This window comes from Novosphingobium sp. ERW19 (assembly GCF_012641315.1).
Classification (GTDB): Bacteria; Pseudomonadota; Alphaproteobacteria; order Sphingomonadales; family Sphingomonadaceae; genus Novosphingobium.
Genome location: NZ_JABAIC010000007.1, coordinates 23,618 through 43,369 on the forward strand (window position 1 = coordinate 23,618; position 19,752 = coordinate 43,369).

The 19,752-nt window shown below is 63.9% G+C and carries 15 protein-coding genes; 6 read left to right on the forward strand and 9 right to left on the reverse strand.

Annotated features, from left to right (window positions below; genetic code table 11):
- The 5 genes from HGI46_RS14160 to HGI46_RS14180 form a co-directional block, all read right to left on the reverse strand.
- The gene (locus HGI46_RS14160; protein ID WP_168904756.1) at nucleotides 1-2,271 is read right to left on the reverse strand and encodes an FdhF/YdeP family oxidoreductase; all 2,271 of its coding nucleotides are present in this window, start codon (nucleotides 2,269-2,271) and stop codon (nucleotides 1-3) included.
- 175 nt (nucleotides 2,272-2,446) lie between these two features.
- Nucleotides 2,447-3,829: a trehalose-6-phosphate synthase gene (locus HGI46_RS14165; RefSeq protein WP_168904757.1), complete on the reverse strand. Its 1,383-nt coding sequence runs from the start codon at nucleotides 3,827-3,829 to the stop codon at nucleotides 2,447-2,449.
- Nucleotides 3,826-5,610 (reverse strand): glycoside hydrolase family 15 protein, encoded by a 1,785-nt coding sequence (locus HGI46_RS14170; RefSeq protein ID WP_168904758.1) that lies wholly within the window; start codon nucleotides 5,608-5,610, stop codon nucleotides 3,826-3,828. The genes HGI46_RS14165 and HGI46_RS14170 overlap by 4 nt, the downstream gene beginning before the upstream one ends.
- Entirely contained in the window at nucleotides 5,607-6,332 is a 726-nt protein-coding gene (otsB, locus tag HGI46_RS14175; RefSeq protein WP_240946781.1) for a trehalose-phosphatase, read from the reverse strand. The genes HGI46_RS14170 and otsB overlap by 4 nt, the downstream gene beginning before the upstream one ends.
- A 108-nt stretch (nucleotides 6,333-6,440) precedes the next feature.
- A complete protein-coding gene (locus HGI46_RS14180; protein WP_162896250.1) occupies nucleotides 6,441-6,977 on the reverse strand; it encodes a hypothetical protein in 537 nt (178 codons plus the stop codon).
- A gap of 302 nt (nucleotides 6,978-7,279) precedes the next feature.
- On the opposite strand from HGI46_RS14180, the gene HGI46_RS14185 reads away from it, so the two are divergent.
- On the forward strand, nucleotides 7,280-8,236 hold the full coding sequence (locus HGI46_RS14185) for a hydrogen peroxide-inducible genes activator (protein ID WP_118075051.1): 957 nt from the start codon (nucleotides 7,280-7,282) through the stop codon (nucleotides 8,234-8,236).
- On the opposite strand, the gene HGI46_RS14190 is transcribed toward HGI46_RS14185, so the two are convergent.
- The gene (locus HGI46_RS14190) at nucleotides 8,205-9,539 is read right to left on the reverse strand and encodes an SLC13 family permease (protein WP_168904759.1); all 1,335 of its coding nucleotides are present in this window, start codon (nucleotides 9,537-9,539) and stop codon (nucleotides 8,205-8,207) included. The genes HGI46_RS14185 and HGI46_RS14190 overlap by 32 nt on opposite strands.
- Before the next feature lie 57 nt (nucleotides 9,540-9,596).
- Here HGI46_RS14190 and HGI46_RS14195 point away from each other — a divergent pair, with 57 nt between their 5' ends.
- The 4 genes from HGI46_RS14195 to HGI46_RS14210 all read left to right on the forward strand — a co-directional run bounded on the left by HGI46_RS14195 (nucleotide 9,597) and on the right by HGI46_RS14210 (nucleotide 14,520).
- On the forward strand, nucleotides 9,597-10,496 hold the full coding sequence (locus HGI46_RS14195; RefSeq protein WP_168904760.1) for a hypothetical protein: 900 nt from the start codon (nucleotides 9,597-9,599) through the stop codon (nucleotides 10,494-10,496).
- A 54-nt stretch (nucleotides 10,497-10,550) separates the two neighbouring features.
- Nucleotides 10,551-11,594: a LacI family DNA-binding transcriptional regulator gene (locus tag HGI46_RS14200; RefSeq protein WP_168904761.1), complete on the forward strand. Its 1,044-nt coding sequence runs from the start codon at nucleotides 10,551-10,553 to the stop codon at nucleotides 11,592-11,594.
- Between the two features lie 147 nt (nucleotides 11,595-11,741).
- A complete protein-coding gene (locus tag HGI46_RS14205) occupies nucleotides 11,742-13,508 on the forward strand; it encodes a sulfatase (RefSeq protein WP_168904762.1) in 1,767 nt (588 codons plus the stop codon).
- 70 nt (nucleotides 13,509-13,578) lie between these two features.
- Entirely contained in the window at nucleotides 13,579-14,520 is a 942-nt protein-coding gene (locus HGI46_RS14210) for a formylglycine-generating enzyme family protein (RefSeq protein ID WP_240946782.1), read from the forward strand.
- A 57-nt stretch (nucleotides 14,521-14,577) separates the two neighbouring features.
- Here the strand turns inward: HGI46_RS14210 and HGI46_RS14215 are convergent, their stop codons facing one another.
- The gene (locus tag HGI46_RS14215; protein ID WP_240946783.1) at nucleotides 14,578-17,151 is read right to left on the reverse strand and encodes a TonB-dependent receptor; all 2,574 of its coding nucleotides are present in this window, start codon (nucleotides 17,149-17,151) and stop codon (nucleotides 14,578-14,580) included.
- A 212-nt stretch (nucleotides 17,152-17,363) separates the two neighbouring features.
- Here HGI46_RS14215 and HGI46_RS14220 point away from each other — a divergent pair, with 212 nt between their 5' ends.
- Nucleotides 17,364-17,771 carry a MarR family winged helix-turn-helix transcriptional regulator gene (locus HGI46_RS14220; RefSeq protein ID WP_168904764.1) on the forward strand — a complete coding sequence of 136 codons (408 nt, stop codon included), beginning with the start codon at nucleotides 17,364-17,366 and terminating at the stop codon, nucleotides 17,769-17,771.
- On the opposite strand, the gene HGI46_RS14225 is transcribed toward HGI46_RS14220, so the two are convergent.
- Both HGI46_RS14225 and HGI46_RS14230 read right to left on the reverse strand, forming a co-directional pair.
- The gene (locus HGI46_RS14225) at nucleotides 17,768-19,201 is read right to left on the reverse strand and encodes a methyl-accepting chemotaxis protein (RefSeq protein ID WP_168904765.1); all 1,434 of its coding nucleotides are present in this window, start codon (nucleotides 19,199-19,201) and stop codon (nucleotides 17,768-17,770) included. The genes HGI46_RS14220 and HGI46_RS14225 overlap by 4 nt on opposite strands.
- Before the next feature lie 111 nt (nucleotides 19,202-19,312).
- Nucleotides 19,313-19,732 (reverse strand): nuclear transport factor 2 family protein, encoded by a 420-nt coding sequence (locus HGI46_RS14230; RefSeq protein ID WP_118075060.1) that lies wholly within the window; start codon nucleotides 19,730-19,732, stop codon nucleotides 19,313-19,315.
- Between the last annotated feature and the right edge of the window lie 20 nt (nucleotides 19,733-19,752).

Genomic DNA, 19,752 nt, shown 5'->3' on the forward strand with positions numbered 1-19,752 from the left:
TCAGGTCTCGAACCTGACCGGTATGCCCTTGCTGGCCGGCGTGTCTGAAAGCCGGTCACGCAGGGACAGCGGCACCAGCGGATTGAGTTCCGGGAAATACCCTGCCACGCATCCGTCCGGCAGGTCATATGCCACCACTTTCAGTCCGGCCACGGCCCGTCGCCGCTCTTCCTCCATCGCCGTGACCAGCGTAACCCGCTGACCTTCGACCAGGCCTTGGCGCGCCATCTCGCCCTGCGAGACCAGCACCACCGTTCGCTCACCCTCAAGCCCGCGCAAGCGATCGGAATGGCCATAGATGGTCGTGTTGAACTGATCGTTCGAACGCAGCGTAATCAGTCGCAGGCCATCGCCTGCAGGGCCTGCGTTCAACGCCGTCGGGTCGGTAAATTCCGCCTTGCCGCTCGCGGTATGCCAGATGCGTTCGCGCGCGTCGTTGCCGCGGTAGAAACCTCCGGGCGCGTGCATCCGTGCTTCCATGTCGTGGAACTGATCGGGATAGGTCCGGGCGATCAGCTCCCGGATGCGGGCATAATCGGCGCGCCATTCGTCCCACAGCCACCGGGGATGGAATGGCAGGCTCGCCTTGGCCAGCTCGCAGATGATCGCCGTCTCGCTCATCAGGTGCTCGCTGGCCGGCTTGCGCCTGCCTTTCGAGCTGTAGATGTGGCTGAAGCTGTCCTCCACGCTGACAAACTGATTGCCGCTGTCCTGAATATCCTCTTCCGACCGGACAAGGCAGGGCAGTATCCAGCTGTCCTTGCCCGGCAACAGATGCGTGTGATTGAGCCGCGTGGCGATGTGGACCGTCATGTCCATCTGCGTCCACGCCTCATGCACTGCCTCCTGGTCCGGCACGGCCATGGCGAGATTCCCGCCAAGTCCCAGATAGACGCGGTTGCGCCCGGCCAGCAGCGCTTCCAGAAATGCGTGCGTGTTGTGCCCGTCCTGCTGCGGCGTCTCCAGCCCGAGCACCTCGCGGTATTTCCCGACCGGGGCCAGCGCCACCTTTTCGGTGATGCCCACGGTGCGCTGGCCTTGCACGTTGGAGTGCCCCCTGATCGGCGAACACCCCGCCCCGGGACGGCCGATGTTGCCGCGCAGCAACAGCAGATTCACCAGCATCCCGATGGCCTCGCTGCCACGCACCTGCTGCGTCAGGCCCATGCCATAGATGCCGATCACCGCCTTGGCCTCGGCATAGACATCGCCAGCTGCCTCCATCTCGGCACGGGTCACACCGCTCGCCTGCTCCAGTTCAGGCCAATCCGTCCGGGCCACCTTTTCGCGGAAGGAGTTGAAACCATCGGTGTGTTCCGCCAGAAATCCGCTGTCGAGCAGGCCCGGCTCGTGCTCCGCTCTTGCCAGCACGTGCTTGCACACGCCCATCAGCGCGGCAATATCGCCGCCCGGACGCACCTGCAGGTACAGATGGCTCAGCCGCGTCGCCTTGCCGGTCAACATCTCCAGCGGGCTTTGCGGGTTGATGAACTCCACCAGCCCCGCCTCCTTCAGCGGGTTGAACGTCACGATCCGGCAACCCCGCTTCACCGCCTCCTGCAAGGGATGAAGGATGCGCGGCGAATTGGTGCCGGGGTTCTGGCCGAGGTAGAAGATCGCGTCGCACCGATCGAAATCCTCGATCTGGCATGTCCCCACCGGTGACCCGATCACCTTCTTTAAACCGACCGACGTCGTTTCATGGCACATGTTGGAGCTGTCAGGCAGGTTGTTGTGCCCCAGCATCCGGGCGAACGCCGCGTAAAGATAGCTTGGCTCCAGTGCGGCCTTGCCGCTGGCATAGAAGGTCATGGCTTCGGGTGGCGTCTGCTTCAACGTGCTGCCAATGGCGGCAAAGGCCTCGTCCCAGGTCGTGCGCAAGTAACGGTCGGTGGATGCGTCGTAACGCAGCGGCTCGGTAAGCCGGCCTTCCTTCTCGAGATCGTGGGCGCTCCATTGGCGCAGCGAGGCAACCGTGTGCCGTTCGAAGAATTCCGGCTCAGCCCGCGCGCTGGTCAGGTCCCACAGCGTCGCCTTTGCCCCGTTTTCGCAAAATTCGAACGCGGCAGGCGTTGGCGGCTTGATCCACGCACACGATGTGCAAGCCGTACCGTCCGGCTTGTTGAGATGGGCAAGCGTTTCGATAGCCCCCGGACCTGCCGCCTGCGAAAGTTCGGTCGCAGCGATACCCTGCAATGATCCCCAACCGCCCGCAGCTTCAGGGACGGTGATGGCGGCGGCTTCCGCTGCAGGTGTCGGTCGCGCAGGCATGCAAAAGTCTTCCTTGGTCAAAAACCGGAGGCTGTCGCCTGCAACGGACCGCGGCAGTGATGAGCCTCAAGGCTATACGCACCTGCGAGGAACAAGCTCCCGCGCACACGCTGAAACATGCGAACACCGATGGCGGATTGTGGCGCAGGCCGGCATGCCGCGTATCGCATTTGCCTTATGAACAAGGTTCCTGATGACAGGCCCGTGCCAGCGCGTCGGTGAATCGCTTCGACCACCACATCACGTCCTGCGCTTCAACGCCGTTCATCAGCGTCTGCCAGCGCCGTATCCTTTCCTCGCGCGGCATCGTGATGGCGCGGCCCAGCGCGTCCGATATCTCTTCCGCGCTATGCGGATTGACCAGCAGCGCCTCGGGCATCTGCTCTGCCGCACCGGCAAAGCGTGACAGGATCAGCACGCCGGGATCATCTGGGTCCTGCGCGGCGATATACTCCTTGGCGACCAGATTCATGCCATCGCGCAACGGGGTGACCAGGCCCACCTTGCTGGCGCGATAGACCCCGGCCAGCATGTCGCGCGTATAGCCCTGGTTGACATAACGGATCGGCACCCAGTCCAGCCCGGCATGCGCCCCGTTGATGCGCCCGGCCAGCCCTTCCAGCGTGCTGCGGATGCGCTGGTAACTGTCGACCGTCCCGCGCGAGGGCGGCGCGATCTGCAGGAGAGTCACTCCCTTGCGTTCCTCAGGGTGCTCGGTCAGGAACCGCTCATAGCCGAGGAAGCGCTCCTCGAGGCCCTTGGAATAGTCCAGCCGGTCCACCCCGACGATCAGCGTGCGGCCGACCGCACTGATGCGGACCCGCTCGTAGGTTTCCCTTGCCTTCTCGCTCGCGGCAAGGGCGGCGAATTCCTTGGCGTCGATGCCGACCGGGCACGCGATCAGCCGCAGGCGCCGCTCGCCCACCGTCAGCCAGCCATCCTCGTCGATCGTGCCGCCCATCTCGTGCGACACATAATCGCCGAAGGACTGCAGCCATTCATCGGTGTGAAAGCCGATCAGGTCGTAGGCGAGCAGGCTTTCGGTCAGCGCGCGTGCCTCGGGCAAGGTCGCCAGCAGACGGCGCGGTGGCCAGGGGATGTGCAGGAAAAAGCCGATGCGGTTTTCAACGCCGCGATCCCGCAGTTCCTTGCCGAGCGGGAACATGTGGTAATCCTGCACCCACACCAGATCATCCGGCTCGATCAGCGGCAGCGCGGTCTCGGCAAAGCGCTCGTTGGCGCGCCGGTAGCCATCGGCGAAGCTGCGTTCATACTCGGCCAGATCGATGCGGTAGTGAAACAGCGGCCAGAGCGTACGGTTGGCGTAGCCGTCGTAGTATTCCTCGATGTCCTGCTCTTCCAGATCCACCGTCGCCGTGGTGACGCCGTCGACCCGCTCAAGGTTGATATGACCGGTAAACTCGCTCGTCTCCTTGCCCGACCAGCCGAACCAGATGCCGCCATGTTCGCGCAAGGCCGCCGAGAGCGCGACGGCCAGCCCGCCCTGTGCACCGCCACCGGCACTCACCCGGTTCGAAATGACTATCAGCCTGCTCATCGTACGCTGTTCCAGGGTTTGCTCAGCAGGACGGCGCAGTTGATCAGCCCGACCAGAGAGTAGGTTTGGGGGTAGTTGCCCCACAGTTCACCGCTTGCCGGATCGATATCTTCGGAAAGCAGGCCCGATTGCGTGCGGCGCCCGAGCATCTCTTCGTAAAGCGCCCGCGCCTCGGCACCGCGCCCGGTCAGGTGCAGGGCCTCGATCAGCCAGAACGTGCAGACGTTGAAGGCCGTTTCCGGCAGTCCGAAATCGTCCTCGGTGGCATAGCGCAGCATGTGCGACCCCCGCCGCAAGCCCTGTTCGATCGCCGACAGGGTGGAGACGAAGCGCGGGTCGTCCGGCGCCAGGAAACGCAGGTCGAGCAGCTGGATCACGCTGGCATCCAGATCGTCGCCCGAAAAGGTGGCCGACATCCGCTCGGTCTCGGGCCGCCATGCGGCGCGCTCTATCCTCTCGCGGATCGTGGCCGCGCGCTCCCCCCAGAAGGCCGCCCGGTCATCAAGGCCGATGGCCTGCGCCGCGTTGCCCAACCGGTCGCAGGCCGCCCAGCACATCGCCGCCGAATAGGTGTGGACCGACTGCCGGGTGCGCAGTTCCCACAGCCCTGCGTCGGGCTTGTCGAACAGCTCCCATGCCCGCTCGCCCACTTTCTCCAGCGCCTCGAAATCGGCGCGGCCCGACATGCGCAACAGGCGCTGGTCAAGGAACGCCTGCGTGTTGGACAGGACGATCTGGCCATAGGCATCGTGCTGGACCTGCGAATAGGCAGCGTTGCCCACCCGCACCGGGCCCATGCCGCGATAGCCGGGAAGCTTCTCGGCCACGCCTTCGTCCAGCGTTGCTTCGCCCAGCACCCCGTACAGCGGCTGGATATGGCCGCCGCGGGCATTGTCGACGATGTTGCGCAAGTAGGCGAGATAGCCTTCGAGCACGTCCAGCGCGCCCAGCCGGTTGAGCGCCTGCACCGTGTAATAGGCATCGCGGATCCAGCAATAGCGATAGTCCCAGTTGCGCTGCGACCCGGCATGTTCGGGGATCGAAGTCGTCAGCGCGGCGACGATGGCGCCGGTTTCCTCATGCTGGCACAGCTTGAGCGTGATCGCCGAACGGATCACCACGTCCTGCCATTCGACCGGCGTCGCCAGGCCCCGCACCCAGTGGCGCCACTCGGCCACGGTCGCATCCAGCATCTGTTCCAGCGTTTCGGCAAGGTTGCCAGAAAAGCTCTCGTCCGGGCCAAGGAAGAAGTACTGCGCCTGCTCGACCCGGAAGGCCCGTTCCTCTGCCACAAGCCCGACCGGCGCGGACGTGGTCAGCCGCATCGTCATGACTTGCGACAGGAAGCGGATGTGGTTGGATCCGCCGATGGTCACAGCGCAAGCGTGGCCCCAGCCGCAGGTCGGCCGCAAGCGCATGCGGATGCGCGGGCTGCCGGCAACCGGACGCACGATCCGCGCATAGGCAACAGGACGATAAGTGCGGCCATTGCGCCGGAAATAGGGGCAGAAGTCGATGATCTCGATCTCGCCGCCATTGGCATCGCGATGCCGCGTGACGAGCACCGGCGTATTGCGCAGATAACGCTGGGTGGTCTCCACGCGGTCTTCAAGATCGATCGCCCAAAGGCCCGTTTCCGGCTCGTCTCCACCCACCAGGGCCGAAAAGAACGGATCGCCATCGACGCGCGGAATGCATCCCCAGACGACATTCCCGGAGGTGTCGATCAGCGCGGAAACCTGGCAATTGCCGATCGGCCAGAGATCGAGCGACGCGGTCATGCCAGCGCCTCCCACAGCCAGTCGCGCAGCTCGCCCGGAGAGCGCAGGCCATAACGCGCCGCGGTAGGGCGCGGCTCGCCGACAAGAATGGCCTGCCCGCCAAGGTCGCGAACCGCGGCAAAGCCCGGCTCGTCGGTCAGGTCGTCGCCTGCAAAAACCGGCGTCGTGCCGGCGAGGTCAGGATGCGCCATCATCGCCCGGATGGCACTACCCTTGTCCGACCCTGCATCGCGCAATTCCGCCATCATCTTGCCTTGCTGAAGAAACAGGCCGTGATCTTCGGCCAGTTCGTGTGCTAAGGCGACAGCGTCCGCCTCGGCCTGCGGCATCATCCGGTAATGCAGGGCAACGCCAAGGCTCTTTTCCTCGACCAGAACGCCGGGGTGTTCCTCTGCGAACGCCCAGAACCGCGCGGCCACATCATCAAGTTCGCTGGGCCTGGGCGGACTTGTCGTCACACCCCCCCAGCGATGCTCGCCACCGTGACTGCCTGAAATCCAGATCTCCCGGCTGACTGCACCCAGCATGTCGTCAATCTGGGCCAGAGAACGCCCACTGACCACGCCAAGCCTTCCGTCCAGCCGGTCGAGCAGCGCGTCGAGCAGAACCCGGGTCTGCGCATCGGCGCAAACAGCATCGGGACAGTCATCAAGTTCGAACAGCGTTCCGTCGAGGTCCAGGAAAAGCGTGCTGTTCTGAAAAGCCAGGGCGGCCGGAGGCAATAAAGGCAGTGCCGTAAGATTGATTGTGCGTCTCCTGAAATGTCCCGGCTGCAAGGTGCTGCGCCCGGCCTCTTCCGAACCCGGGCACAGCAGATTTGGTTCCTGCGATCAGCCAGCAGCCGCAGCAGGCTTGGCGGCGGCGTCGAGTTCCTCGGCAGTCAGCGTGATGAACAGCCCTTGGGCACCAAGGCCAACCGCGTTCCGGTTGAGCGCCACCGGTCCGGCTTCGCGATCGATGACCACCTTTTCGGCGGTTACTTCCTTGATCGTTCCTACGGGAGTACCGGCCTTGCCCTTGACTTCGGCACCGACCACCAGCGCAGCCTCAAGCGCAGCAGCCGCCTTCTGTGCTGCCGCTGCAACCTGTTCGTCGATCTGTGCCTTGGTGATGGTTACCGTCGGACCCTTCGCACCGACCCCGAAGGCAGACTTCGGCAGCGTCGCCTTGTGGGCTCCGGTGTCGACAACGATGGCATCGCCGCTCATGCTGTCGATCTTGCCGACTTCGCCACCTTGCGGATCGTAGATCATCGCGCCCACCGTCAGATTTGGCGTTGCCGGCGCCGTCGCGGCTGCTTGGGCCGATGCGGCTGCAGGAAGAGACAGGGCAGTGGCGGCTGCAAGAACCAGAGATATAACGCGCACTTCAAGTACTCCTGTTTGCTGTAAACTTCACTGTCCGTCCGGTTCGCTCCCGCAGGCCACACCACCCTCGCGCACGAGGCTGCAAGCAACGGCATCGCTGGCGAGCCGGGTTACCTCCCTTGCCTGATGCGACATGTGGGACAGCGGCGCCGGCATGGCGCCAAGCCTCCACGCATCTGCCACGCGGGGAGATGTCCCGAACTTCGGCCCGGACTTTGACAAAATCCTTGCATGGCTGCGTGCAATAGGTCCAATTGAAAGAAGCGGGTGATTTTGATAAGTTTTAACAATCAGGCTGTCTCATGCTCTCTTTCCGCCAATTGCAGTATCTCGTTGCAATCGCTGATTATCAGCACTTCCGAAGGGCAGCGGCCAACCTCCACGTCTCGCAACCCACGCTGAGCCTTCAGGTGCAGAAGATGGAAGAGCATCTCGGCGTTGCCCTGGTCGAACGCGGAGTCACTCCGGTGCGCCTGACGCCGGTCGGCCGGGAAATCGTCGCCCGCGCACGCAGGCTTCTTCTCGACATGACCGACCTTGAAGACTGCGCCCGCAGAAGCGCTGGCAAGCTGATCGGCACCATCAGCCTCGGCGTTTCGCCGACCATCGGCCCCTATCTCCTGCCCGGCATCATTGGCGTGCTGAAGCAGCAGATGCCGCAAGTAAGACTTCACATCCGCGAGGGCGTTCCCAGCGAACACCTGCTCGAACTTCGGCACGGTGCGCTGGATATCATGCTGACCCCGATCCCGGCTGCCGGTGCCGACTTGCACGTCGAGAAGCTGTTCGAGGAGCGACTTCAGGTGGTTGCCCCGCCCGAACACCCCCTATCGGGAAGAAGGTCCGTGATCAGGGCCGATCTTGCGGGCAGCGAGGCGCTGGGCATCGATCCGCGCTATCCCTTTCACCAGCAAACCCAGGAAATCTGCGAGGATCTGGGGCTAACCCTGCTGACCGACTACGAAGGGACAAGCCTCGACAGCTTGTGCCAGATGTGCGCTTCGGGGCTTGGCCTGGCCGTCCTGCCCGAACTCTACCTGCGCTCCGAAGTCGGCGGGCGCAACGTGGTGACGCCGCTGGCCATCAAGGACTGGGCCGCAAAGCGTTCGATCGCCGCGGTATGGCGGGCTGGGTCGGTTTACACCGAAAGCTTCCACGAGATCGCGCTGGCAATCCAGCGTGAGGCACAGCTCTTGCTGGCCGAGGCAAGACCCGGCCCGAAAGCGGTCAGAACGGGAAGTAGTGGTGTATCGCCATGACCGCCACAGCCCAGGTCAGCAGGTTGAGCGGCAGGCCCACCTTCACGAAATCCATGTAGCGGTAGCCACCCATCTGGTAGACGAGGACGTTGGTCTGATAGCCGAAGGGCGTGGCGAAAGCGGCGCTTGCCGCCATCATGATCGTCACCAGAAACGGGCGCGGGCTGACCGCAAGGCTCTCGGCCAGTGCCACTGCCACCGGCGTCAGCAGGACCGCAACAGTCGCATTCGACAGAAGTTCGGTCAGCAGCAGCGTCGCACCGTACAGCAGGATCAGCGCCGTCAGCGGGCCTACCCCGTTGACCGAACCGATCATCCACTGCGTTACTTCGGCGGCAAGGCCGGTCTGTTCCATGGCAATGCCGATCACCACCATCCCTGCGATCAGCAGCAGGATTTCCGGCCGCAATCCGGCATAGGCCTGATCGGGTGAAATTACGCGCAGCACTATGAGCAGGACCGCGCCGGCAAAGGCCGCTGCGGCAATCGGCACGAGGTTGATCGCCGCCACGGCAATCACGCCAATGAACACTGCCACGGAAATGAGCGCCATCCTCGGCCGGAATTCACGGACCTCGGCATAGACCTTGGTGTCCTCCAAGGAGTCTCCTGCAACATCCACGTGGCTGACGGAATGGCGTTCGACATCGGCCCGGGACGCGGTCTTGTCAGGCTCCTCGACAGGCGCAGGCGCCCCTTTGACCAGCCTGCCGGTAAACAGCACAAGATAAAGGCCGCCCACCACCGCCATGGCCAGCCCGACCGGGGTGATCTCGAATATGCCGAACGGCGCCTGTCCGGACGAGCGCGCCATGTCGTCGACCAGCAGGTTGGTGGAAGTGCCGATCAGCGTGCAACTGCCGCCAAGCACGGCAACATAGGACAGCGGCATCAGGAAGCGTCGCGGATCGAGCCCGATGGATCTTGCCACGTCCCTGATGACGGGCGCCGCAACCACCACGATCGGCGTGTTGTTGAGGAAGGCCGAGCCGAAGCCGGACATGCCGATAAGCCCCCACAAGCCCGCCGCCCCGGTCCTGCGGCAAAGCACCACGGCTTTCTCGATGGCCTTGTCGAGCAGCCCCGAAAGCTCCATCGCATAGGCAATCACGAACAGCGATGCGAGCGTGAGAATGGCGGGGCTGGCAAAGGCGCCCTGAACCTCGCTGGGGCGCACGGCGCCTGTCACCAGCAGGATGGCAGCACCGCTCAGCGCGATGACATCGGCCCGCATCCGATCGGCAATCAGCGCGATGACGACACTGACGAGGACCACAAGGGTCAGAATTTGCTCGATCGTCATGATAACGAGGTCTTACAGATAGATGACCTTGCCGACAATCGGTGCTAGGTCTTGGCGATGATAAGGGCATGGCGCAGTACGGAATGGTCGGCCAATCAGTCGTTGGGCCTGACGCTGATGCCGCCAGCCCTGTTCGCCACCACCCTGTTCGCCCTCGCCGGGTGCCAGCAATCCGATCCGCAACCGCAGGCATCCTCTGCGCCCGATGCCGCCATCAAGGCTTTGCCGACGCCCGCGCCCAAGGCGCTTTCCACAGTGGGCCGTGCAGAAATCCTCGCCGCCGTTGCAGCAGCGGCAGACGAGGTCGCCGCCGGCAATCCCCTGCCGCAATCGAACCTTGAACTGGCAAACCGAAGCTTCGAACTGACCATGCCGATCGCCTGCGCGGACGGCACAACCGGTGCGTGGGGTTCGTGGCGGCTTGACCCGTCATCGCGCGTCCTGCGGGTCACCTTCAACCGGCAGAACTGGGCGGCAGAGCCCCTCTTCACAGCGCTGGCCAATGGCCAGACCTTCGAAACGGCCGAGGGATTCTGGATCGAACGACCATGGACGCGCTCGGAAAAGTGCCCGCAAACCGCGAAGGTCACCGACGCGCCAGACACTGCGGATGAGGCCAGCACGGCCAAGGACAAGGCCACTGCCCCGGTCGAGGCCGGACCGGAGCGCACACTGGCACTGGTGCAGTACTTCTCGTCCGACGCCCCCCGCACGCTGCTCAGGGCCAGGCGCCCCTATGCCTACACGGCAAAGCTGCCCAAGGACGAAGAGGCGGCACCCCGCGCCTTTCAGGTCAGGATCGCTGGACGGATCACCGGCTACGCCGATGGCCAGCCGGTGCATTGCACGAACAAGGTGCCGAGCCAGCCGCCCATCTGCGCACTCGCGGTCGAATTCGGCAGGATCGTCCTGGAAAACGCAACAACCGGCGAAACCCTCGCGGACTGGGACAACTGACCCCACCAATCGGCAAAGCTTGACAGGCTGCGGAAATGTGACGGACTAGCGGCCATGTCCACCATCGCCGATGTCGCCGCCAAAGCGGGCGTATCCATCAAGACAGTGTCCAAGGTGCTGAACGGCGCCGACACGGTGCGTCCACGCCTGAAGCAGCGCATCACCGAGGCGATGGAGGCCCTGGACTACCGACCGGCGCTGGCCGCGCGGCAGCTGGCAAGCGGCAAATCCTACATCGTGGCGCTGCTCATGCCTTATGCGGATGGCAGCTATTACTCCCGCACCATGCTCGCGATGAGCAAGGCCTGCGCCCGGCGCGGCTACCATGCCATCATCGAGACGCTCGATTTCGACAGCGACTTCGACAGCAACCTCGCCAGCGCAGCGGTATTGCGGCTGTCCTGCAATCCGGATGCCATCGTCGTCGCCCCGCCCTTCTCCAACAATCCCCTGCTGCTGGAAAAGCTGCACAACCTTCAGGTGCCCTTTGCGCGCATCGCGGCAAATACGGAAGGGCCGGGCATCCGCATTCCGGTGCCGGGCAGGGCTGCGGCCTGCGAGATGACCTCGCACCTGATCGCACAGGGCCACAGGCGGATCGCGATGCTTGCGCCGCCGGACGAACACCTTCCTGCCGACGACCGCCGACTGGGCTATCTTGACGCACTTTCCAGCGCTGGCATTCCGGTCGACGAACGGCTGATTGTCCGCACCAATTTCAGCTTCCCGTCCGGAGCCGTGGCAGCGCAGGCACTGCTCGCGCTGGCTGATCGACCGACCGCCATTTTCGCCGGCAACGACCTGACCGCGCTGGGCGCAATGGCCAAGGCGCAGGACCTTGGCTACCGCATTCCCCACGACCTCGCGATCGCCGGGTTCGACAACTCTGCAGACAGCAGGCTATCCTATCCCGCACTGACGACCGTGCACCAGCCGGTCGAGGAAATCGTGGCTGCTGCGGTAGATGCGGCCCTTGGCAGACCCACGGCAGAAGGCGAATTCCCCTTTCACACCGTCATTCGGGGTTCGACGGGCGGCGGCGAACTGATCTGCCTTGATGACCCGGCCGAAGGCATGTTCACCCGACACCTCAGGTAAATGGACCGCAGGTCTGACGCCGCACGGCAAAACACCAGACGCCACCAAAAATACTAGCGCTATCCTTTTTGGGTTTGACAGCGCCGCTCAGGCAGATCATCCCCGCTGCTGAACGCACCAAGGCTGATCGGTAGAGGACAAGGTATCATGACCCGCGCAAGGCAATTTCAGAAGCGCATTCTGGGCGCGGCTGCAGCGATCGTGGCCATTTCTTCCGGCTGTCCGGCTGCCTTGGCCGAGCCTGCGCCTGCAACGAAAGCTGCGGTGGACCCATCTCCTGCCCAACAGCAGCGCCCCCGAAACGTCATCTTCATCCTTGTTGACGACCTGCGCTTCGATGGCCTCGGCTTCCTGCAACCGGGCATCAAGACGCCGAACATCGACCGCCTCGCAGCAGGCGGCAGCTATTTTCCCAACACCCGCGTCACCTCGTCGCTGTGCAGCCCGAGCCGCGCCACGATCCTCACCGGGATGACCGCGCGCAACCACGGCGTGGTCGACAACAACAACTCGTCCGAGGAAGGCCTGACCTTCTTCCCCAAGTACCTCCAGGGCCAGGGCTACCAGACCGCGTTCTTCGGCAAGTGGCACATGGGCAACGACACCGCCTCGCCGCGCCCCGGCTTCGACAAGTGGCTGAGCTTCAGCGGGCAGGGCAATTATTACCCCAACACCGGCATCCCCGATGCGCAGTTCGCCAAGGGCGTGGTCCACAAGTACAACGTCGATGGTAGGCAAGTGCCGCAGAAGGGCTACATCACCGACGAACTGACCGACTATGCGATGGACTGGCTGACGAAAGAGCGCGACCCCAAGAAGCCGTTCTTCCTCTATTTCAGCCACAAGGCGGTGCATTCCGATCCGCTGCCGCCGCCGCGCTACGCGCACCAGTACGACAACTTCCAGTTCAGGCTGCCCGCCAGCGCCGCCAACACGCCCGAGAACTACAAGGGCAAGCCACGCTGGGTCTATGACCAGCGCAACACCTGGCACGGCATCGACTTCTACTACAATTCCGACATGCCGATGACCGAGTACCTCAAGTACTACTACGCCACGCTGTCGGCGGTGGACGACAGTGTCGGCCGGATCATGCAGTACCTTAAGAAGGCGGGCCTCGAGAAGGACACGCTGGTCGTGTTCACCTCGGACAACGGCTTCCAGGTGGGCGAACACGGCCTGATCGACAAGCGCAACGCCTATGAGGCTTCGGTCAAGGTGCCGCTGGTGATGTACGAGCCGGGCACCGTTCCGGCGGGCGTCGTCAACACCGGCGCCATCCGCAACCTCGATTTCGCGCCGACCTTCCTCGATCTTGCCGGCGCGCCAAAGCCCGCGCAGTTCGAAGGCAAGAGCGCGTGGCCGCTGATCACCGGCAAGGTCGCGGCAAAGGACTGGCAGGCGCCCGACTTCACCTACGAGTATTACTGGGAATGGACCTTCCCGCAGACCCCGGGCACGTTCGCGATCCAGCGCGGCAATCTGAAATACATTCAGTATTACGGCGTCTACGATATCGACGAACTCTACGATGTCGCCGCTGACCCGGAAGAGATGCACAACCTTGCCGAGGACTCCAAGTACCTCGATGCCAAGATCGCACTGCGCAAGGCGCTCTACGATCAGCTCGCCAATACTGAAGGCAAGCATGTCATCCCCTATACCCAGCGCCAGTCGATCGGCGCGGTGCGGCGCAATCGCAACGGCACAGGTGCTGCGCCCTTCCCCGACGCATGGCTTGTGGAACCCAACCGCGAGGACCGGCTCGACCCCATCGTCAACGACAGCCGCTTCAAGCAGGCCGCGCATGACCGGGGCGAGAACTTCATCCCCTCCCCCATCGTCGGCCAGGGCACCAACAGCGTCGAGCATGGCATGAAGAGCCTGCCCTCCGCGGCAAAGGGCAGGAACTGAAGATCACCGCGCCAGATAGCCTGGGGAGATGGCCTGTCCATCTCCCCGCGTTTTGACTAAGACATTCAGGATGAACAAAGAGTACCCCGGCATGCGCCTGATCGAGGGCGGGACTTTCACCATGGGGTCGGAAAGCTTCTACCCCGAAGAAGCCCCCTTGCGCCGGGCGAAGGTGGACAGCTTCCACATTGACGAGACGCCTGTAACCAACGCGCAGTTCGCCGAGTTCGTCGCCGCCACCGGATATGTCACCGTCGCCGAGATCGCGCCCGATCCCAAGGACTATCCCGGCATGCCGCCTGAAATGGCCCGCGCCGGATCGCTCGTCTTCCACAAGACTTCAGGCCCGGTGGACATGGCCGATGCTGCCAACTGGTGGCACTTCACTTTCGGCGCATGCTGGAAGCACCCCCTCGGGGCCGACAGCTCGATCGCGGGGATCGAGGACCATCCCGTCGTCCACGTCGCCTATGCCGATGCGCAAGCCTACGCCAAGTGGGCCGGCAAGGACCTGCCGACCGAGGCCGAGTTCGAATTTGCCGCGCGTGGCGGTCTGGAAGGCGCGGACTACGCCTGGGGCGATGAACTGGCGCCCGATGGGCGGATGATGGCCAACTACTGGCAGGGCCTGTTCCCTTTCGCCAACCAGTTGCTCGATGGCTGGGAGCGCACCTCGCCCGTGCGCACCTTCGCGCCCAACGGCTACGGCCTTTACGACATGATCGGCAACACCTGGGAATGGACCAGCGACTGGTGGACCGACAAGCCGTTGAAAGGCGGCAAGAAGTCCGCCTGCTGCGCCATCGGCAATCCGCGTGGCGGCAAGCTCAAGGACAGCTTCGACCCCGCCCAGCCCGGCGTGCGCATCGGCCGCAAGGTCATCAAGGGTGGCTCGCACCTCTGCGCCGCCAACTACTGCCAGCGCTATCGCCCGGCCGCACGCCACCCCGAAATGATCGACACCGCCACCACCCACATCGGCTTCAGATGCGTGGTGAGGACGCCTGCCTGACAGATGTGCAGGCGAGGGAGGCTTGGCCTGTGTCGGCCAGCCTCCCTGCCGCCCCCCTCAGAACGAACGGCGGACCGAAACCGACCAGGTCCGCGGACGGCCCGGCTGTCCCGATGCCGTGCCGGCACCGAACGCTTCCTGCAGCAGCGTCAGGAAGTAGTACTTGTTGGTCAGGTTCTGCACTTCCAGCGTGATGCCCCAGTCCTTGGCATCCGATTGCCAGCCGAGCCGGGCATTGGCGAGGAAATAGCCGTCGATCCGGTTGGACAGGCGCAGCGTGGTGATCGGCCCGCCGCCGCCGGCATTGCTGAACGGAGAAGGCGTGACCGGGCTGTTGGCCGGCACCGTGCTGCTCACCGCCAGGCTGTCGATATTGGCGGCTTCGGTGTAGATCTTCGATTGATAGGCACCATCGAGGCGCACCGTGACCATGCCCTTGAGCACGTCGGGTATGTCATACTGCACGCCGATCGCCGCCTTCCACTTCGGCGTATAGGGCGTCACGTCGTTCAGCGTCACGCCGGTGGAGAGCGTGTCGACCTTCTTGTACTGGAAATCGAGGTAGCTGAGCGAACCGTCGACCGTGAAGTTGTCGATCGGCCGGATCAGCGTCTCCACTTCAAAGCCCTTCACGTGGGCGGACCCGACGTTCGAAGGCCGCAGGCACGGCGTTGCCTGCGATGATCCCCCCGGACCCGCCGTGGCAAGGTCGAGGCAGTTCACGCTCGACAGGATGATGTTCTTGTAATCGTTGAAGAACGCCGAGACGTTGAGGCGCAGCTTGCGATCGAACAGGTCGGACTTGAACCCGGCTTCATAGGCGGTGATCGTCTCGGGCCGGAACGCGGTCGCCTGGCTCGGGAAGAACGGACGCGGGTTGACGCCGCCGGCGCGATAGCCGGTCGATACCTGTGCGTAGAACAGGAACTCGGGGCTGAAGCGATAGTCCGCAGCCACGCGCCAGTCGACGCGGTTGTCGCGGAACTTCGCGGTCAATCCGTCAAGCCCGAAGAGCAGGCAGTTGGGCTGGTTGCCGATCCCGGTCGGGCCGGCAGTGGGCGCGCCCAGGAAGAAGTTGCACGGGCCCTGGATGTTGGTTCCGTCCGGATTCTTGCGGACGTAGCCATAATCCTTCTCGTCCCATGACTGGCGGATGCCGCCGGTCAGGTTCGCAGCATCGCTCAGCGCATAGGTGAAGTTGGCGAAGATCGCCTTGTTCTTGGCCGGCGTCGGATCGGGTCCGTGGCGGAAGTCGATCCCGGCATAGTTCAGGTTGATGCGACCCGTGAAGGTGCCGCGCGTGTCAAAGTAGAAACCGCCCACGGTGAAGTCGAGCTTGTCGTCAAGCACCTTGCCCGACAGGCGCAGCTCCTGGCTCCACTGGCGGTTCTTCTGCGTCTGGTTGAGGTTGTTGTTGGCAATCGGCGAACCGTCGGAATCGTAGGACCAGTCCGCGGTGTACTGGCGCCATGACGTGATCGACTTGAGCTTGAGCTGGTCCGAAACGTCAACGTCGATGGTCAGCGCCGCGCCGTAGTTGTCCAGATCCGAATGGGGATCGGTGAACGTCGGCTTGTAGGGCATCTGGCTGTCGGGCCGCGCCGGATCGGCATACGTCGCATAGGAGATATAGCGGCGATCGTATCCGGAAATCGTGTCGCAGCTGTTCACCCCGTTGGGCACGAACATGCAGTTGAGCGGAATGCCGGCCCCGTTGGTGCCCTGCAGGAACGGGCGGCCACCGGTAAAGGTCGCATTGGGGCCATCGAACACTGCCGAGGTATTGGCATAGAGCAGCACGTTTGCGCCCGGCTCGTTGCGCTCGCGCGTGTAGTCGCCCGAAAGGTTGATATCCACCGTCTCGGTCGGCTGCCAGCGCAGCGAGACCTTGCCCGCCACCGACGACGTGCCGCCGACATTGCCCAGCACCGGGTTGGCGCCCTTGGCAAAGGTCGGGACGTTCGTGCCCGGATGGGTCAGGTTGTAGTCGAGCCGCTTGACGTAACCGTCGATGTTCTTGGTCACGCCGGCCACGCGCATGAACAGGTTTTCCGACAGCTTGAGGTCGAACAGACCGCGCACGTCGATGCGGTTGTAGCGCCCGTAGGTCGCCTCCATCGAACCGCTGTTGCTGCCTTCCGGCTTCTTCGAATAGAGCTTGATCGAACCGCCCAGCGAGTTGCGCCCGGCCAGCGTGCCCTGCGGCCCGCGCAGCACTTCCACGCGATCAAGGTCGGTCAGGTCCAGCAGTGAACCGGTCAGCGTCGGCAGGTACACGTCATCGATGTACATGCCCACGCCCGGCTCGAGCGCGAAGTTCGGGTCGGTCTGGCCGACGCCGCGGATGAAGGCGATGATGCCGGGGCCGAGTTCCTGGCCCTGCGGCTTGAGCGTGACGTTGGGCGCCTGCGCCGCGATTTCCGAAACGTTCGTCTGCCCGCGCTGCTGCAGCAGCTCGCCGCTGACAGCCGTGATCGCCAGCGGCGTATCCTGAAGGTTCTGGGCGCGGAACTGCGCGGTGACGACGATTTCGCCGACGGTCGGCGCCGTTTCCTCGGTGGCGTCCTGCGCCAGGGCGGTTCCGGTCAAAGACAGGGCAAGCAGGCTCGCGCCCGCGCGAAGCAGTTTCATCATCCTCTCCTCCCACGCCGTGCCCGGTTAAGACCTTGAGGCTTTTCACCTGTCGGCACGCTCCGATTTTTTCGGATCGCGGCCTTTCGGTCAAAGCATCGGCGATATCGGGAGTATGCCCGATTTCATGTTATGGTCAATAGCAACTTTTGGTAGAATTGATGTGACGGGTTGGTGATGCAAATCCGCCTCGGCGATGATAGGCACAAGGCATGAAACATCCGCTCGATCCCATGCTGGGCTTCCACTTAGTGCGGACAGCAAATCTGGCCCTGCGCGCCGTCAACGCCTCCTATGGCGATCTCGGCTTGCGCCATCCCGATGCCGCGGTCCTGCTGGTCATCGAGGCAAACCCCGGCATCACGCAAAGCGCCATCGGCAAGATGCTCAAGATCCAGCGCTCCAACATCGCGACGATGGTTTCGCGGCTTGTCGATCGCGGCTTGCTTGAACGCCGGCCCGGCAGGGGCAAGACCATCGGCATGTTCCTGTCGGGCCACGGCCTGTCGATCATGCCCCGCATCCACGCCGCCTCGCACGAAGGCGAGGCCCTGCTCACCGACGCCATCGGCGAAGACGCCTACCGCGCCGTTCTCGAAACGCTCCGCCAGGTTCGCTAGGCTACCCGCCGCAGTTCGCGCACCGGCTGGCTGTTGTGCCCCGAGAACACCGCCACTGCCGTGGCAAGCCGGCCCGATGTCGTGGCCATGCTGCGCGTTGCCGCAGCGCTCTGCTCCACCATGGCCGCGTTCTGCTGCGTGGCAAGGTCGATCTCGGTGATCGCCTGGTTGACCTTCAGGGCATAGGCGGCCTGCTCCTCGGTCAGTTGCGCGGCTTCGACCACGCCCGTGCTGATCTCGGTTACCTTGCCGATGATCGCGTTGAGCATCCCGCCCGTGCCCTTGACCAGTTCGGCGCCGCGATCCACCTGCTCCCGGCTTGCCGAAAGCAGCTTCTTGATGTTGTCCGCCGCTTCGGACGAGCGCTGCGCCAGCGCCCGCACCTCGTTGGCGACGACCGCAAAGCCGCGCCCCATTTCGCCCACGCGCGCCGCCTCGACGCCCGCGTTCAGCGCCAGCAGGTTGGTCTGGAAGGCGATGCCGTCGATGATCTCGGCAATCTGGACCACCTCCTGCGCGCTCTGCTGGGCATCGTCCATCGCGCTGATCGCCTCGCGCACCGCCTCGCGGCCCTGCGTCGCCTCGCTCTCGGTCTCGCGCGCCGATACCCTGAGGTCGGCCATCGACCGTGAGGTCTTGTTGAGGCCCCCGCTCAGCTCGTCGATGGCGCGCGCGCAATCCTGCACGTTGTTGGCCTGCCGTTCGGTGCGCGAGGCCAGGTTCTCGGTCGCCGCGCGGATTTCGTCGGTCGAAGTGGCAATGTGGTCGCTGCTGTCAGCCACGAGGCCAATGGTGGACGAAAGCCGCTCCAGCGCCCGGTTGAAATCGTCCTCGACCTGGCGGAAGCTTTCCGGAAGGTCGCTCATCCGGGTCGAAAGGTCCCCATCGGCCAGTGCGCGCAGCGATACGCCCATCTTGCCCAGCACGATGTCGCGCGTGGTCTTCTCGGCCATCTCGAAGTAGGTCGAAAGGGCGATGTCCATGTCGATCATGGAAACCTTGACCAGTGCCACCAGATCCTGCGCCATGCGCCGCCGCGCCGGGGAGAACCGCCCTGCCCCGCGCAGCACCATCGCCTCGATCATGTGCTCGAGGATCAGCGCATAGCCGCCGATGTACCACTTCGGCTCAAGCCCGATCCGGGCGTGGGTATTGCCGATGGTCAGCGCGCGCTCGTGATAGGCCTGGTCAAGCCCGTCCTCGAACACCTTGATCCAGTGGTCGGCTTGCGCATTGCGGGCATGGCGCACCCGGTCTGACGAGGAGAAGAACTTGCCCAGCGCCGGGGTGCCGCCAAGCTTGTCGTAGAACTTCTCCAGCCCGCCATCCACCGTGCGCGCCACGAAGCGCGCCAGCCGGTTGAAGCTGCCTTCGTTCCTGCCCAGTTCGTAGAAGCCGATGCGTTCCTGCAGATCCCGTGCGACGACCATGTCCATTCCTTTCCGGTGCTGGCTGCAGGCTAGTTAACCGGACTGAAATGGTCGGAAATGGCGGATTATGGGAATCCGTCTATGCACCAAGGGACAGGTCGGGTCAGCGACTCAGCTGACCGCAGCCCCCTTCGCCTTCAGCTCCGCCGCAGCCCGGAACACCGCGTGGTCGAAATAGAAGGGCTTGATTTCGCAGCACTTTCCATCGCGGAAGCGGAACATTTCGCACAGTTCCGCCGGCGGCAGCGAGGGATCGGCGAACTGGAAGGACAGGATCGTCACCGCGTGATCCTTGCCCGCCGTCGTCTCGACACGGTTAAGACCAGCAACATCCACCAGCCCCATGACCTTGATGTACAGCTCCTTGAGCGCGTTCTTGCCGCGATAGATGCCTTCCATCGGCAGGCCCGGCGCCTCGCTCACGATGAAATCGTCGGTCAGCATCGACGCCGCCTTGTCCCAATCGCCCACGCCGGTCGCGGCATAGAGGTCGTCAACGAACTGGATCATTTCCTGCGCAGTCATCGTCATGATCTTATCCTCTCGATCTG

Coding starts and splice junctions, on each gene's coding strand:
- HGI46_RS14165 (WP_168904757.1), bottom strand. CDS start 3,829: ATGAGCAGGCTGATAGTCATTTCGAACCGGGTGAGTGCCGGTGGCGGT.
- HGI46_RS14230 (WP_118075060.1), bottom strand. CDS start 19,732: ATGACGATGACTGCGCAGGAAATGATCCAGTTCGTTGACGACCTCTAT.
- HGI46_RS14195 (WP_168904760.1), top strand. CDS start 9,597: ATGATAAGGGCATGGCGCAGTACGGAATGGTCGGCCAATCAGTCGTTG.
- HGI46_RS14215 (WP_240946783.1), bottom strand. CDS start 17,151: ATGAAACTGCTTCGCGCGGGCGCGAGCCTGCTTGCCCTGTCTTTGACC.
- HGI46_RS14160 (WP_168904756.1), bottom strand. CDS start 2,271: ATGCCTGCGCGACCGACACCTGCAGCGGAAGCCGCCGCCATCACCGTC.
- HGI46_RS14170 (WP_168904758.1), bottom strand. CDS start 5,610: ATGACCGCGTCGCTCGATCTCTGGCCGATCGGCAATTGCCAGGTTTCC.
- HGI46_RS14200 (WP_168904761.1), top strand. CDS start 10,551: ATGTCCACCATCGCCGATGTCGCCGCCAAAGCGGGCGTATCCATCAAG.
- HGI46_RS14205 (WP_168904762.1), top strand. CDS start 11,742: ATGACCCGCGCAAGGCAATTTCAGAAGCGCATTCTGGGCGCGGCTGCA.
- HGI46_RS14190 (WP_168904759.1), bottom strand. CDS start 9,539: ATGACGATCGAGCAAATTCTGACCCTTGTGGTCCTCGTCAGTGTCGTC.
- HGI46_RS14210 (WP_240946782.1), top strand. CDS start 13,579: ATGAACAAAGAGTACCCCGGCATGCGCCTGATCGAGGGCGGGACTTTC.
- HGI46_RS14185 (WP_118075051.1), top strand. CDS start 7,280: ATGCTCTCTTTCCGCCAATTGCAGTATCTCGTTGCAATCGCTGATTAT.
- HGI46_RS14220 (WP_168904764.1), top strand. CDS start 17,364: ATGAAACATCCGCTCGATCCCATGCTGGGCTTCCACTTAGTGCGGACA.
- HGI46_RS14225 (WP_168904765.1), bottom strand. CDS start 19,201: ATGGTCGTCGCACGGGATCTGCAGGAACGCATCGGCTTCTACGAACTG.